At 59.2% G+C, this 15,435-nt stretch carries 11 protein-coding genes; all 11 read right to left on the bottom strand.

Going from position 1 to position 15,435, the window contains the following annotated elements; genetic code table 11:
- Positions 1-19: 19 nt before the first annotated feature.
- Positions 20-3,850 carry a YhdP family protein gene (locus tag BW958_RS18280; protein WP_076577340.1) on the bottom strand — a complete coding sequence of 1,277 codons (3,831 nt, stop codon included), beginning with the start codon at positions 3,848-3,850 and terminating at the stop codon, positions 20-22.
- On the bottom strand, positions 3,851-5,320 hold the full coding sequence (rng, locus tag BW958_RS18275; protein WP_076577339.1) for a ribonuclease G: 1,470 nt from the start codon (positions 5,318-5,320) through the stop codon (positions 3,851-3,853). It lies immediately after the preceding gene.
- Positions 5,321-5,395: 75 nt separating this feature from the next.
- Positions 5,396-5,974, bottom strand: coding sequence for a Maf family protein (locus BW958_RS18270; RefSeq protein ID WP_076577338.1), 579 nt, complete (start codon positions 5,972-5,974; stop codon positions 5,396-5,398).
- A 2-nt stretch (positions 5,975-5,976) separates the two neighbouring features.
- Complete coding sequence (gene mreD, locus BW958_RS18265) at positions 5,977-6,462, bottom strand: rod shape-determining protein MreD (RefSeq protein ID WP_076577337.1); 486 nt, start codon at positions 6,460-6,462, stop codon at positions 5,977-5,979.
- Positions 6,462-7,370 (bottom strand): rod shape-determining protein MreC, encoded by a 909-nt coding sequence (gene mreC / locus BW958_RS18260; protein WP_076577336.1) that lies wholly within the window; start codon positions 7,368-7,370, stop codon positions 6,462-6,464. Before mreC ends, mreD begins: the two co-directional genes overlap by 1 nt.
- Positions 7,371-7,498: 128 nt before the next feature.
- The gene (locus tag BW958_RS18255) at positions 7,499-8,539 is read right to left on the bottom strand and encodes a rod shape-determining protein (RefSeq protein WP_076577335.1); all 1,041 of its coding nucleotides are present in this window, start codon (positions 8,537-8,539) and stop codon (positions 7,499-7,501) included.
- 229 nt (positions 8,540-8,768) lie between these two features.
- Entirely contained in the window at positions 8,769-13,067 is a 4,299-nt protein-coding gene (locus tag BW958_RS18250; protein WP_256702070.1) for a DUF6701 domain-containing protein, read from the bottom strand.
- A 21-nt stretch (positions 13,068-13,088) separates the two neighbouring features.
- Positions 13,089-13,535 (bottom strand): MSHA biogenesis protein MshP, encoded by a 447-nt coding sequence (locus BW958_RS18245; RefSeq protein ID WP_076577334.1) that lies wholly within the window; start codon positions 13,533-13,535, stop codon positions 13,089-13,091.
- Complete coding sequence (locus tag BW958_RS18240) at positions 13,525-14,322, bottom strand: PilW family protein (RefSeq protein WP_076577333.1); 798 nt, start codon at positions 14,320-14,322, stop codon at positions 13,525-13,527. The genes BW958_RS18245 and BW958_RS18240 overlap by 11 nt, the downstream gene beginning before the upstream one ends.
- Positions 14,322-14,897 carry a type II secretion system protein gene (locus BW958_RS18235; RefSeq protein ID WP_076577332.1) on the bottom strand — a complete coding sequence of 192 codons (576 nt, stop codon included), beginning with the start codon at positions 14,895-14,897 and terminating at the stop codon, positions 14,322-14,324. The genes BW958_RS18240 and BW958_RS18235 overlap by 1 nt, the downstream gene beginning before the upstream one ends.
- On the bottom strand, positions 14,884-15,420 hold the full coding sequence (locus tag BW958_RS18230; RefSeq protein WP_076577331.1) for a prepilin-type N-terminal cleavage/methylation domain-containing protein: 537 nt from the start codon (positions 15,418-15,420) through the stop codon (positions 14,884-14,886). Before BW958_RS18230 ends, BW958_RS18235 begins: the two co-directional genes overlap by 14 nt.
- Between the last annotated feature and the right edge of the window lie 15 nt (positions 15,421-15,435).

Genomic DNA, 15,435 nt, shown 5'->3' with positions numbered 1-15,435 from the left:
ACCTCCGGTGTGAGCGTCATCAGGGGTTGGCGGGTGCCAACGGGGTAGCCTGCGCTGCAGCTTTCTGCTGCTCGGCGTTGAGCTTGATACGGGCCTTGCTGCGACCGGCTTCACTCAGGTGCGGGTTATCGAGTGGCCCTTCGACCCGAAAATCGATGCGGGTCACCACATCAACCACCGGCTCGAGCAATTTGGAGAGGGCAAACACATAGAGTCCGGTCAACGGCGTGAGCGAGAAAGCGGCCACCACCGGCAGGGTTCCGCCCAGATTGGGCGAGAAGCTGAGCTGATAATCCACATTCCAGCGCACCAGATCGGCAATCCCTTCGCCACGCAGGTTGCCAGCCGCCCCCTTCATAAAGAAGTCACGGTTGTCGATAAGGCCGTGGCTTATCTTGAAGCTGCCGGTCATTGACTCGAAATAGAGCCCCTTGTCGAACACATCGCGAAAATCGAGCCGCAGTTTACGCACCAGCGAATCGAAGCTAAGCAGCGAGAGGATCCGGGCGCCACGGTCATTGACCTCGCGCAGGGTGCCGCCATCGAGTTTGATGTTGCTTTCCCCACCGAGCCCGGCACGGCTCGGACGCCAGGGCACGTCATCCCAGCCCAGCACAAATTCGGCCTTGCCCGGCGCATCGCTGATGGGCGAGACATAACCAAAACGATGCAGCAGCAGTTCGCTGTTGTTGGTCTCGATTTTCCCTTCCAGACGAGTCTGCATCAGGTTGTCCTCGGCGCGCCACAACGCCTTGCCTTTGAGGGTTGAGCCCCCCAGCAGCGCACTGAAATTATCCAGCTCCACCCGATTGGCGCCGGGTTTGAGCTCACCCTTGATCTGCCCGAGCGGAATATCACCAAAGCGGCAATCGGCGCAGGTGAAGCGCAGCCAAGGCATCGCACGCAGCAGTGAGAGCTCCTGCGCATTATCGGGTTGCCCCTTGAAGTCTTCACTCGAACCGGACCAGTGCAGACGACCAAACTGCGCCTCTACCGGTTGACGCGGTTTAAGCGGCACCCGCACCACGCCAAGCACCTCAGGACTTTCAATCAGTACTTCGGTAGCCTCTTTGGTCGGGCCCACGGTGAACTGCACCGCCTTGAGCGTGGCCGAGCCCATCTTGGCCCGGTTGATATGACCATCGACCCACCAAGGGGCAGGCAGGAACGGCACCCCCACCAACGCTGGCGCCGCATCACTGCGTTCGGGCAGCCAATCGGACAGCTTGCTCAGCCAGCCCCCCACATCAGCTTCGTTCTGGCTGATAGTCAGCACCATTGGCGCCTCGCGCACCTTGCGAGTACCAGGTTGCCCGACGTCCACCCGTAGCCGGGACAGGTGCGCCGGACCCTCGCCATACTCAAGGCGCGCCACCAGATCCGTATCCATCCCCAGCACGCCGTGCAGATCGGCGCCGCCATCGCGGCCGCGCGCGGTCACCCGCAGCGGCAGGCTACCGCCCTCGCCCTTGGCCAAGGGCGTCGGCAGATTGAGCGCCATACCACGCAAATCACTCGACAGATCCACGTCAAACGAGAAGGGGGCATTTTGTGGCAAGCTGACCGCGACCTTGCCGCCCCAGCGGGTCTTGCCAGAGAGCACCTCCAGCCCGGGCGCACTTAAGGTCGTGCGCGCCGACGACCACTCCCCATTGACCCCTACATTAACCTGATAGCCATTCGGGCGAGTCTGCCCGCTGTAATCGAGGGTGACCGGGTTGCCAAACAGCTGGGCCTTGAGCCCCTTAAAACCGGTTTTCTCGTTATCGTAGCTCAGCACGCCATGCACCTGCTCTAGCGGCAGACCCAAAGAGGCCAGCTTAACCTTGCTCCCCTCAAAGCGGGCTTCACCGCCCACCTTCACCTCACTCTCGCCATCAAGCGGGATGTCGAGGCCAACCAGACCGGTCAGCGGGCCGGTCACCTGCACCTCGGTCAGCGCTTTGCCTACCGAGCCGTGCAGCGGCGAGTTAATCAGGTAATCGCTCACATCACGGCCATCACCGGCAACGTCAGCATCAATAAACAGGTGCGCCCCTTCGCCCAGATAGGGAATGCGGGCATGAATGCGGCTTGATGTGGCTTTGCCCAGCACCGCCGAGCGGCTCTGCATATCCAGCGAGGCGTTTTCAAACAGGAGATCGAGCTGCATGTCGGTCAGCGGTTGCCAACCGGGATCAAACTGGAAGGTAGTCTGCTCAAGCGGCACCGCAGCCTGGAAGATCCCCTCGCCCTTGGCATAAGGGAAATCGGCAAAGGCGCCATACCAGAGCAGGCTGGCGTGCTTGGCGTGGCCCCCTTTCAGAGCGCCACTCAGATAATCGACCAGCGGCATCCCCATCGCCTGCAGCGGGTAGTAGCGATCCGCATGACCGGCATTCTTCAGATCCACCGAGCCGGTCAGCGCCAGAAACGGCTGATTGGCCAGATCGAGCCGAAAGCGGGTATCGAGCGTTAAATCGGCGTTATCGAGGGCAATGTCCTGCCCATAGAGGCTCCAGCTGTCATCCTGACGCCACCAGTCGAGCCGGCCACTGAAGCGATCTACGGCAATCGGCTGCTTGAAGTGACCGCCGGTATCGATACGATCTTTGCCCAGGCGCAGCTCAACGCTGCCGCCTTCCGGGGTGATCCAAAACTCGCCATCGAGTGCCTGCACACCCGGCAGTAACTGATACGGATTGCCGCCGACCTTCTCCAGTTCACCGCTGACCTGCAGGTTGCTCCAGTCGGCATCAGCGGTCAGTTGCAGATTACTGACTACACCGTGCGGCTGCATGGCGCCGAGAGTGCGGGAGAAATCGGGATAGAGCCCGCTGACCAACTGGCCCAGCAGGGAGAGCTTGTCGAGCTCGATGCGCGGAATGGCGCCCTGAATACGCGAGCCGATACGCTCCAGCTGCATCTGGCTCTGCAACCAAGTGCGGCCATCAAGCTTGAACTGCACGTCGTAGCTGGCCAGCTGCCACTCATCGCCATCACGACGCAGCTGGATCTGGCCACCGTCGAGCCCGAGCCGGTGCATCGACTCCTGTTCTTGCCAGATCAGGTAGTTGTTACCAAATTTCAGCAGGCTTTCGCCCCATTGACCGCCCTTGAGCTCGCTCCACAGCTGCAGATCGAGCTGGCCATCAATGTTGGACTTGCCAGCCTGCATCCGGCCCAGCAAAGGGCCCAGATCGAGGTGGCGCGCCGCCAGATAGAACTTCCCTTCCAGATCGGCCCAGCGGCGGCTGGGCCCTTGCAGATCGATCACCAGATCGAGGGTGCTGTTACGCACCCCTTCCACCAGATAGGCCTTGCCGACCCCCTGATGGTGCTCGCCGCGGTTCTGCCAGCGCAGGTCGGCAATGCTCAGGGTGGTCAGATCCCCCAGCGGCGTCTTGAGGCGTAGCCGGCTGTCGTGCAGGGTGAAGTTACTAAAGCGCCCGAGCAGCATGTCGAGCAGCGTATCGAACTGCTGGTCGGACGATGCGGCGGCAGGCTGGGTCAGATCGAGCGTCAGATCGAGCCGGCTGAAATCGAGTCGGCGAAAGATGGCCTGCTGCTGCTGCAAAGAGCGCCACAGGTCGAGGCGGATCTGCGCTTCACCGAGTAGCAGCCGATAACGACTGCCGGACGGATTCACGCTTAAACCACGCAGGGAGAGGGCTGGCGCGCGATCAACCCAGGTCAGTCCGACCTCGTCAATATGCACGCCCAGTTCACTGCCAAACAGGCGATTGAGCAGCGCCTGACGATGCTGGTTGAGCAGGGGGCCACCATAGCGCACCGCCGTAATCGCAACGGCCAGTAGCACCAGACAGACACCCAGGGCCAGCCAGGCCCGGCTCAACCAGCGGTGAACCACTTACATCATCACCACGTCGAAGTGTTCCTGGCTGTAGAGCGGCTCGCTGACCACGCGCACCTGCTTGCCAATAAACACTTCCAGTTCGGCCAGACTGTGCGACTCTTCGCCGCGCAGGAACTCGGCAACTGCCGGCGCCGCATAGACGGTAAACTGGTCGGCATCGTAGGCACGGTTGACACGGATGATCTCGCGCAGGATCTCGTAGCAGACCGAATCGACCGTCTTGACCCGGCCACGCCCCTTGCACTCCGGACACTCGGAACACAGCACATGCTCGAGGCTTTCGCGGGTACGCTTGCGGGTCATCTCCACCAGACCGAGCTGGGAGAAGCCATTGACGTTGGTCTTGGCGCGATCCTTGGACAGCGCCAATTCGAGGCTGTGCAGCACCCGGCGGCGATGATCCTCGGACTGCATGTCGATGAAATCGATGATGATGATGCCACCGAGGTTGCGCAGACGCAGATGCCGGGCAATCGCCGCCGTCGCCTCGATGTTGGTGTTGAAGATGGTCTCTTCCAGATTGCGATGGCCGACAAAGGCGCCGGTGTTGATGTCCACCGTGGTCATCGCTTCAGTCTGATCGATAATCAGGTAGCCGCCGGACTTGAGCTCCACCTTGCGCTCGAGGGCGCGCTGGATCTCGTTCTCCACATCATACATGTCAAAGATCGGCGACTCGCCGGGGTAATACTCGACCTTGTCCGCTAGCTCGGGCACATACTCTTCGCAAAAGCGCTTGAGCGCCTCAAAGCTCTGGCGTGAATCGACCCGGATCTTATCAAGTTCAGTGCCGACAAAATCACGCACCACCCGAAACGCCAGGCTGGGATCTTCATAGATGACCCGGCACGGCGGATATTTCTGCTTGCGCTCGAGGATCTTGCGCCACAAACGCTTGAGGAAGGCGGCATCTTGCTCGAGCTCTTGCTCACCCACCCCTTCGGCTGCGGTACGGATGATAAAGCCACCGAGCTCGTCAACGTAGTTGCTGACCACGTTCTTGAGGCGTTCACGCTCCTCTTCCGATTCGATACGCTGGGAGACCCCGACGTGAGCACTGCCGGGCATAAAGACCAGATAGCGGGAGGGCAGGGTCAGGTCAGTGGTCAGGCGGGCACCCTTGGTACCCAGTGGATCTTTTACCACCTGCACCATGATGTCCTGCCCTTGACGTACCAGCTCGGCGATGTTGCCGGCCTGGAACTGCTCCTTCTCCTTGATCGCCACACACTCGGTGTGCGGCACGATGTCGGAGGCGTGCAAAAACGCCGCCTTGTCCATGCCGATATCGACAAAAGCGGCCTGCATACCGGGCAGTACCCGACTGATCTTGCCCTTGTAGATATTGCCAACGATACCGCGCCGGGCCTGGCGCTCCACGTGCACTTCCTGCAGCTGGCCGTTTTCAACCAGGGCGACCCGCGTCTCGGAGGGGGTCACGTTAATCAACAGTTCTACGGACATAAGTCACCATTCCTGATGCGTGTATTCGGGGAGACACCGCTCTGCCACAATCCCTGGCCGCAATACGGCAAACGTTCAGCGCAGCTCCAGCGCGCTCTTGATCAGCAGATCGGTCTCCAGCAGGGGCAGCCCGACCACGGCGCTGTAACTCCCCTCGATGCGACTGACAAACTTGCCAGCGATCCCCTGAATGCCATAGGCACCCGCTTTGTCACAGGGTTCACCCGTCTGCCAGTAGGCTTCAATCTCGGACTCTTCCAGCTTGCGAAACGCCACATTGGTCGTGACCAGCCGCACATCGCACCGCTCCGGTGTCGCCAGCGCCACCGCTGTCATCACCTGATGTACCCGACCGGAGAGGGCCTCCAACATGTCTTTGGCATCGAGCAGGTCGGAGGGTTTCTCCAACACCCGCTCACCCAACACCACTATGGTATCGGCGCCCAGCACTGGAAGCACAGTGGGCGCCACGGCCAAGCCGGCCTGCGCCTTGTCACGGGCCAGCCGACAGACATAATCCTGCGGCTTCTCGCCGCTTTGGCGCTCTTCCGGCACGTCACAGCGCAGCACCTCGAAGCGGTAACCCAGCTGGGTCAGCAGTTCGCGGCGGCGCGGTGAGCCAGAGGCCAGGTACAGTTGCGTTAAGTTGCTCATAACTATTTGATATTGAAGCGTCGGCGCAGCTGACGCAAGACCAGGAACACCCACGGCCAGAGAAACATGGTGGAAAGGGTCGACCAGAAGTAGACAAAGTTGAGGTTGGCGCGAGTAAACAGATGCTCGGCCCAGAACACCGTCGCCTTACCCACAAAGGTCAGGGCACCCACAATCAGGGCCTGTTGCCAGACCGAGAAGTTACGAATCTTCTGGAACTGGAACGCCGCCAGATAAACGGTGATCCCCATGGCCATGGCCCGCACCCCCAAGGTACTGCCAAGCAGCACATCAAGCAGCAGACCCGCCACCCAGGCACTGCCCACATTGACCCGGTGCGGCAGCGCCAGCGCCCAGTAGAGCAGAACCATCGACAACCAGTCAGGACGAAACGGGGCCAGCTGAATCGGCAACGGCAAAATGGAGAGACTAAGGGCCAGCAGGATCGTCAGCCAAATCCACAGCCGGCCACTAGCAGGTTGCAACATCAGGGTTTCTTCTCCGCGGTCGAGGTCGCACCCGACACGGCCGTGCTGGCGCTCGGCGCCTGTGCTTCATCGTCATGCAGCTCCGGGCGCTTGTCCGTCCACAGCAGCAGCATGTAACGCAAGCGATCAAGCGGAACCAAGGGTTTGGCCTCCACCTGGGCGAAGGGCTTGCCCTCCACGTAGTCGGAGCGGGTCACAGTCGCCACCGGGTAGCCTTCCGGGAAGCGGCCGCCAAGACCGGAGGTGACCAGCAGATCGCCGACCTGAATATCGGTGTTACGCGGCAGGTTACGCAGCTCAAGCTTATCGAGCTCGCCACTGCCGGTTGCAATAGCGCGCAGGTCGTTACGCAGCACCCGCACCGGCAGCCCATGGCTGGAGTCGGTGATCAGCAGCACCCGACTGGTGGTGGAGCCCACATGCAGAACCTGACCGATGACGCCCTGATCATTGATCACCGGTTGACCGTTATAGACGCCATCAAGGGCGCCCTTGTTGATCAGGATCTGGTGGCTGAAGGGGTCGGAGTCGACGGAAATCAGCTCGGCCACCATTTTGCGCGACTCTTTCTGCACCGGAGAGCCGAGCAGTTCACGCAGGCGCTGGTTTTCATGCTCGAGGTGCTCCATCTGCAGCAGACGGGTACGCAGGGTAAACAGCTGTTTCTCCTGCTGCTTGGTCTGCTCAATCAGATCGGCGCGGGTCTGCACCTGATCGGACATGGAGTCGAGCATGGTGCCGGGTGCATTGGCGAGGTATTGCAGCGGACTGACCAGCGAACCCAGATAGACGCGGACGTGCTCAAACACATTGAAGCGTGAATCCGCCACAATGGCTGCAATAGAGATGACAACGGCCAGAAAAAGCCGTAACTGAAGCGAGGGGCCTCGACCAAATATCGGTTTCATAAATCATTTCAGAGGCCGGTAGCCGGGTGCGCATTCAAGCCAGGCTTGAGGGGGCTCACCACAGGATATCCGGCGCCACGCTTGAAGGGGCCGCCAAAAAAGAGCCGGCATTGCCGGCTCATCTTCTGTTACTCGTAGTGGAACAGGTCGCCGCCGTGCATATCGATAAGCTCCAGCGCCTTGCCGCCGCCGCGGGCGACGCAGGTGAGCGGATCTTCGGCCACCACCACCGGGATACCGGTCTCTTCCATCAGCAACCGGTCCAGGTCACGCAGCAGCGCACCACCACCGGTCAGCACCATGCCACGCTCGGAGATGTCGGACGCCAGTTCCGGCGGGGACTGCTCCAGCGCCACCATCACGGCAGAGACGATACCGGAGAGCGGCTCTTGCAGTGCTTCCAGAATTTCGTTGGAGTTGAGGGTGAAGCTGCGCGGCACACCTTCGGCCAGATTACGGCCACGGACTTCGATTTCACGCACTTCGTCGCCCGGATAGGCAGAGCCGATCTCGTGCTTGATGCGCTCTGCGGTGGCTTCACCGATCAGGCTGCCGTAGTTACGGCGCACGTAATTGATGATGGCTTCGTCGAACTTGTCACCACCGATACGTACGGATTGGGAGTAGACCACACCGTTTAAGGAGATGATGGCCACTTCAGTGGTACCACCACCGATGTCCACCACCATGGAGCCGGTCGCTTCGGAAACCGGCAGGCCGGCACCGATTGCGGCGGCCATCGGTTCGTCAATCAGGTACACCTCACGGGCACCGGCGCCGAGGGCCGATTCCTTGATGGCGCGACGTTCAACCTGAGTGGAACCGCACGGTACGCACACCAGCACACGCGGGCTGGGGCGGAAGAAATTGTTGTCGTGAACCTGCTTGATGAAGTGTTGCAGCATCTTTTCGGTCACGTAGAAGTCGGCAATCACCCCGTCCTTCATCGGACGGATGGCGGAAATGTTGCCCGGAGTACGGCCCAGCATCTGCTTGGCAGCGTGGCCTACCGCGGCGACCGACTTGGCGTTCCCGCGCTCTTGGCGAATGGCGACAACGGAGGGTTCGTTGAGGACGATCCCTTGATCTTTCACGTAGATCAGGGTGTTGGCAGTTCCCAGATCGATCGACAGATCGTTGGAGAAGACGCCTCTGAGCTTTTTGAACATGGCTACGGGAAATCCTAAGAATTTGGAAGAGCAGAAAACCGGCTAACTTTACCAATGCCCATCCCATTGGGCAAGCGAACAAACCGTGGACTGCGGCGGCACAGCGACAAAAAAACGAAAGTTGTCACTTACCGCGCACTCCAACTCAAGCTTAATTTCCTGTGTTGACAAGCAGTTGTTCACTTTTCTGCTGGCGGCCCCGAACAGGGCCACCTAAATCGGGATCTGACTAGTAACGCTCCCGCCGGTAAATAATGCGATCATTGCCCCGGGTCACGCCGAAAATCGCCATACCGGAGAGAGATTCATCATCGGAGAGCCAGGTGGGCGACCCGCTCTGATTGGCCAACACCACCTTGTAGGGCACCTTGAGACTCTGCCCTGGCGCACCGAATTGCAGCAAGATCTGGCCAAGGGAAGCCTGCGCGGTCACCCCGCTACTGCTGCCATTGCCCAGCGTGGCACTGATATGCCCGGTCCCGCCGCTCGCGTTCGGGAAGGCCAACTCCTGATTGGTCTGACTGTAAGACTGACCATCCCCGGTAAAGTCGTAACCGGTCAGGGTCAGCGCCGTACAGCTATCGAGGCTGTTGGTCACCCACTGACCGGATTGGTAATACTGTAGCGTCTGCGCCAGCGACAGCGGTGCGCTGGCTAGCCCCTGACCGGTTGCAGCCTTGAGGCGGCCATAGAACCACTGCCCGCTGCCGAGCTTGACCGCATTACAGTTACCGCTCGTTGAACAATCGCCGCTTTGATCTGCCCGCAGGTCAGAATTTTTGACAAACGTCGTTGCTGTGCTCTCGTTGTCAGCGATCTTGATCCCGAGTGCCAGCGCCGTCAGTGGGCTTTCAACCGCCGAGCCACGTGCAAACACCGTATTGGGCTTAACCTCGCCCTGATTGACGCTGGCGACACCACTACTCCAGCTAAGCGTCGGGACTGTGGTCAAACGCGAAGAGAGATCCACCCCATCCAGATTGTTGGCCGCCACCAGGCTTGCTGTGCCTTTGGCAAAGGCATCCTTGTAGTTCTGGGTTGTGGCGCCCGAGGTATTGACCGCAGTGGCAACAAAACCGGTAGCAAAAGGCTGACCCATGTAAGTAAAAGAGTTCGTGCCATCGTTAGTGGTGCAATAAGGGGTAATACTCCCGCCGCTAATCACAAAACTGGCGGGCACAAAGCGGCCGACCGGTGCGCTGCTGGAAGCCGGGATAGTCATCCCCATATAGCTCGGCGGCGTGGCGGTGAGTTTAAATACCCCCACTTCGCTCACACTTTGGTTAAACGATGCGCTGCCGCTGGCACTACGGGTGTGGTCATAACTGGTCACCCCTAACGTGGCAGCAGCACCACCACTTGGCGCGACCAACGTTGAGCCCAGCACAATGCCACTCAAGGCAAAGTTGGGTGTCACCGTATTTCCGCTGCACAGATCCGTGTCACTGTCACTCTCCCAGGCGACCGGTTTCATGGTGACCGTAAAACTCTCACCGGCTTTTTTGAATACCGGGCAACTGGCGCTGCCGGCGCTGCAGGTCGTTTCTGGCGCAACACAGATGCCGGCTGGTGCGCTGACAAAGGTATCGCTGCCACTCATCACCAGACTGGCATCGCTGGTCGCGCTAGAGCCGGTATAAGTCGCATTGAGTGTCATCTGCCCGGCGTCCAGGTAATTGACGCTGCTCAGCGTCGCCGTCCCGGTGCTATCAAAGGCCAGCGCCAGCGAGGTTGCCGCTGCTTGAGATTTTCCGATATTACTGCCATTGACGGTCACGGAAGGGGCTGCAGCATTGACCGTGTCGCTTGGGCTGGTGTAACTGCTCCAAAACGCCACGTTACGGGTTACGTTAGCAAACCCGGGCACGCAGCTGGCACTGCTGTCGCTCTTGCGCACCGCCTGCACCGTCACACCGGTTGCGGGCTTGCCGGCAATTTTGTTAGGCACATCGAACAGCAATCCGCTGTCGGCAAAGGTCAAGGTACAGGCGGCACTGGTGGCCGTGGCACTACCGACCCGGCACAGGGTGGTGCTAAGCGGCTTGGCAGAGGGCGTCGACCCGGTCACATCCAGCGTCACGCTCCCCACTGTGCGTTTGGCCAGTTGCAAGGTGGTGCTACCGCCGCTGAAAGTCACACTGCTACCACTGACCCAACCGCCATCAGTCAGCGAAGAGGGCGACAGATTGGCGGTAACGCTGCCGGTGTAGAGCGTGCTGCAACTGCTGTCAGCACAGGCATACAGCGTCACCGCTTGCGGAGTGCAGGTCAGTGGCGATCCGCTGTAGCTGTATTCAAAATGGTCGATGACGCTGGTGCTCGTCGAGGTTTTCAACGCGCAGATCTGCACATTATCGACCGCGTGATAGTTGGTCAGCGAGCCGGTGGAGGATGTCAGTGACAGATAGAAGTTGCTGGGCAGGGTGGCTTGGCTGCTACTGCTTAAGGCATCAAAGCTACTAATCAGGGTCGAATAGCTCCCCGTACCCACTTTACGCTCGACCGTGACCAGTGCTTGGCCGCTGGTTCGGGTATCTACCGTAATACGATAGCGCCGGGTATCGGTCGGATAGCTGGAACTACTAATGGTGGGTGACAAGGTGCTGGTCTGCTTGAGCAGGTTGTAGCCACTGGTGCCAGAACCTGACCCGCGAATCGCCAGGGTATTGGCCACCCGGCTGGAATTGTTACTGCTTCCGCCCTGCACCGAGTACATACCGTACTCATCCAGCCCCACCCCCAGCCAGCCACCGGCAAAGCCGGAGATATCGGTCGTGCTCTGCCCGGATGCTTTGGTTTTAAAGCCATAACCGAGTGGCCCGCCAAATGCGCCAGGCTTAGGCGTGACACTGGCATCGGAGAGCACCACGGCCATGCCGTCCGCGCCAGAGCCGCCCCAGGCGCCGTGGTCCATTTCGACCGTGATCAGGTTGCCACTACCGGGAAACAGCTTTTGTAACGTGGTCGCGGTAGCCTGATTGGTCACAGCCTGAGTCATCTGCAAACGCCCGCTGACAATAGCCGGCGTGAAACTTCCACTGCTGACGGCAGTGACCCAATCGGTAGTACTGAGCGCCGAAGCAGAAAAATCATCACTAAAACAAGTCAATGTCTCGTCACATACGCCCGGCCAGCTATTGGCATAGGCTTCGTGAATGATTTTGCTGTTATCAGACATCGTGATATTAACGGCCGACGCCGAGCCGGTCAGCACTGCCTGCCCGGAGAGGGTCAGATTGCCGCTATTGACATAGACAATCCCGTTCAGGGTCGCATTACTGGCCATACTGACAGCGCCAAAGCTATAGAGCATCAGATTATTGGCAGCACCGCCTGGATTGAACTCCATCTGACTGGTAAGCGTCACATCACCATTCACATAGAGCTGTGCCGCCGTGCCACTGTCAAAAACGTAGTTGGTATTAGTTCCAGAGAGCGTCATCTGCTTGATCCAGTGGCTCCCCCCCCGGAAATAGAAGGTGATGTTGGAGCTGCTGGAGTGCTGGAACAGATTGAGGTAGTGAGCCTGCAGATAACCGTTGATAGTCCCATTATCACTGACATTCAGGGTCTGGTAGAGCTTGACCAGCAGATCGCTGCGACTGCTGGTAGTGGTCAACGTTCCCTGCGATGACATCACCAGAGTGTAGAGATCCAGCTCACCACTGCCCTGCACAATGACCTGGCTGTTGCCCTGCGCCGTCAACTGGCGAATCGGCCAGGTTCCGGCGGCCAGCTTCATGATGCTCTGTGCCGACAGCGTTGCCGTGGCCAGATAGTGGGGCTGGAAGGTGGCCGATACATTACTGGCGGTGTTACTCGACAAGGTGACCGAGTTATAGGCTGTCACGCTGTTGACCGAGAGTTTTCCATCCCCAGACACTGTCAGGTCGTTCACATGCAGCTGACCACTACTACCGGTCACCCCATTGGAATAACCGGAGATAGAGAGAGTTTTCACATACAGGGTGGCACCATTGAGATTAAGGGTGGCGCCACTGCTGATGGTCAGCGTGTCAAAATAATAGGTTTTTCCCGACTGAAGCGTTGCCGCACAGTTCTGACTACTCCATACCCCATAGCGATAAGTCCCTGCATCCGGGGAGATGCTAGACGTACAAGTCAGATCCTTGCTGCTGGTATAGGAAGGGAAATCTCTCGGATTGGCGGTGAAATCGTTAGGATCCGATATAAAAGTGAGACCGCTGATGGCGCTCGCCACACTGCCGGTGACGCTACAGTTGGAATTCCAGACTGTGCCAGTCGATGCACTCCAACTCCATGATCCGCCGTTATTGCAGCTCGCTTGCGACTGCACATTCTTGGTAATGAAGGGATAGCTGCTCCCCACCGTCGAACTGGTGATGCTACTTTGCCCGGACATGGTCAATACACCGGGGGAAGCATGGCTTTGAACAGGATAGGTAAATACGCCAGTACACTGACTGGCCGCCTGGAGCTGGCCCGAAAGCAACCCCAGCGCTAATAACCAGCCGGAACGGGAAGAGCAGAAGCGGGAGAGCATCATGCCTGCAGGCTCCTTGATACGTTATTGGGAAGCGCCATCATAGGCTTCCACCGTCATGGTCCGGCTGACCGCAAAATCCGGACTGCTGCTGTTAAGATCCGCATCACCACAGGTTGCTACCGCCTTGAGCCGCACACCGTTAAGCGTCTGTGAGCCGTAGCTGCTCGTCAACTCGGTGCAGGTCAACACCACCGAACATTGGCTCAAGCCGCTCACTGTGGCAGGAAAGGTAATCGTCTGTGACGGGCAGGTTTGCTTGCTCCATTTTCCATTCGGATAGACCTGATAAAGCCCTGTTTCCAGCGCACTCTGCGCGGCTGTCAGGGCACGGACGCTGCGCACTTCAACCGTGCTTTTCTCGCCGCTATCGACTAAAAAACGGCTCATGGCCGCCGCCAGCAGCGCGACGATGGTAATGACAAACAGGGCAATCATCAGGGCGCTGCCCCGTTGGCGGCTAGGGAACATTAAACACCGCCATCTTGTGATCAAGCACCACGGTCTCGTCGCTACGAGTCAGGGTCAAGCGCAGACCGATCCCGCTATCGAGGTTAAACGCCGCCTGATCGCGATAAAAGTAGCTGTCACTGGCCAGCATTCCGGCCATGGGCTCAGTCAGGGCGCTGCCATCCAACGTGGTACCGAGCGCAGCACTGCCACGCAGCAGTTGACCACCACTGATGCAGTAGAGCGACTGCTGGTCGGCTAAAAAGACCCGCCGCGCCGGAGAGTCGGCTGCAAACTGGGCATTAACCATCACAGACTGAGCGCCGGAGGCTGCACTGGCCACGCTGGTGACCTCAGCCACACAGGTACCGTTGACACACCCCTGCTCAATCGCAGTGGTGCCCGAGACCACCGGATAGACTATCGCCCACTGACCAGCCGCAGGCTGGGTATCACTGCTAGCAGGAGTGACCATGGTCAACTGCCAACCGCTCGCCCCCGAGACGCTCTCGTTCATGGCCAGATAGCGGCTGGCAGTGACCAATGGCCAGAAGCGTAAGCAGACACCCTGATCAGCCGCATTTCCTGCCAAATCCTCGATACGCACCGAGCCCGGGACGGCATCGCGCAGTTCCCGATTAAGCCGCTCCAGCGCAAAGCGGGCATCGCTCATCAGCTTTTCACGGGCGCTGGCATCGCCATAGATCCGGGTGCTGATACTGACAAACTGGGTGGAAAAGGTCGCCAGTATGCCCAGCAGCAACACCACCATCACCAGCTCAATCAGGGTAAAACCGCGGCTAACCATCAGTAGTTTCCCCGATAGGTGGCAAAATCCAGCTCGCTTTTGTCGGGCAGGCGAATCGACAGCGCAATGCGTTTGCCAATGGAACAGGGGTCGCTGCAGGTTGCACTCATGTCACCACTGCTGATATCAACCGGGGTGACAGCAATACGCACCGAGAAGTTGCGATAATCGCTCTCCTGGGTCCCGAGCGAGCTTTGCTGCACATAGAGATTGGCGGCACGCCACTGATCTCCCGTATCAAAGTCATCCACATCGTTATAGAGATAGGGGGCGGTTTCTCCGCTATCGGGGCCATAGCTCGCCTCTGCCGTGCAGGCGTCATAAGTCACGCTGTCAACGGTCTCGCCACAGCGATAACTGCCACTGTTGTGATCGGAGTGCTCGTCAAACGAGCGCTGCATCACCTCCCCAAGCAACCGCTCGGCCAACTGCGCGGCCCGCAGTTGCTGCACCGGGTCGATAGCCCGCGGCGCCTGATTAATCAGCAGGCCCAGTATGGTGGTCAGCGCAATGGCCAGCAGCACAATGCCGACCACCATCTCGATTAAGGTAAAACCGCGATCAGGGGAGCGCATGGATATACCCCTCTGATTCGATGCGGACAGTGCGCGCCTCACCGCCCGTCCCCACCACAATATTGCAGCCGGATGGGCAGAGCCAGGCGCCGCCCTCACTCGGACAACCCGCCAGAGTGCAGGCTTTGCCGGATTGGCGGTCAAAGCGCAAGGTCACTGTGCTCTGACTATTAAGGGTCACCGGAATGGAAAAGCTAACCAGCCGGCCACGGGATGTGGCGGCACTGCTCCAACTACTGATAGCGCCGGGAATAGCGCAGGAAGCCGTAGAGATATGACCAAAACGCCCCGACTCAATGCGCAGATAACTGCAACGATCGCTCGGTTCATTCATATTCATCAATTGCACCAATCGCAGCCGGGAAGCCAGCTCATCGGTGGTGGTGCGGATTTGCGCGCCGCCTGTGCCCAGCCATTTAGGCACGACATAGGCGGCCACAATCCCGAGTAGCAGGATAACGACAACCAGTTCAACCAGCGTAAAACCTTTATGTTTTTGCTTGCAGCCCTTTTGGAAAAACAATGGGAGAGCACTAGC

Origin of the sequence: Aeromonas sp. RU39B (assembly GCF_900156095.1) — a bacterium.
In the GTDB taxonomy this organism is placed as follows: domain Bacteria; phylum Pseudomonadota; class Gammaproteobacteria; order Enterobacterales; family Aeromonadaceae; genus Aeromonas.
The sequence above is the reverse complement of the archived record's forward strand: the minus strand, read 5'-3'. Positions and strand labels throughout refer to the sequence as shown.

Coding starts and splice junctions, on each gene's coding strand:
- mreD (WP_076577337.1), bottom strand. CDS start 6,462: ATGTTGCAACCTGCTAGTGGCCGGCTGTGGATTTGGCTGACGATCCTG.
- BW958_RS18250 (WP_256702070.1), bottom strand. CDS start 13,067: ATGATGCTCTCCCGCTTCTGCTCTTCCCGTTCCGGCTGGTTATTAGCG.
- BW958_RS18270 (WP_076577338.1), bottom strand. CDS start 5,974: ATGAGCAACTTAACGCAACTGTACCTGGCCTCTGGCTCACCGCGCCGC.
- BW958_RS18245 (WP_076577334.1), bottom strand. CDS start 13,535: ATGTTCCCTAGCCGCCAACGGGGCAGCGCCCTGATGATTGCCCTGTTT.
- BW958_RS18235 (WP_076577332.1), bottom strand. CDS start 14,897: ATGCGCTCCCCTGATCGCGGTTTTACCTTAATCGAGATGGTGGTCGGC.
- mreC (WP_076577336.1), bottom strand. CDS start 7,370: ATGAAACCGATATTTGGTCGAGGCCCCTCGCTTCAGTTACGGCTTTTT.
- rng (WP_076577339.1), bottom strand. CDS start 5,320: ATGTCCGTAGAACTGTTGATTAACGTGACCCCCTCCGAGACGCGGGTC.
- BW958_RS18240 (WP_076577333.1), bottom strand. CDS start 14,322: ATGGTTAGCCGCGGTTTTACCCTGATTGAGCTGGTGATGGTGGTGTTG.
- BW958_RS18255 (WP_076577335.1), bottom strand. CDS start 8,539: ATGTTCAAAAAGCTCAGAGGCGTCTTCTCCAACGATCTGTCGATCGAT.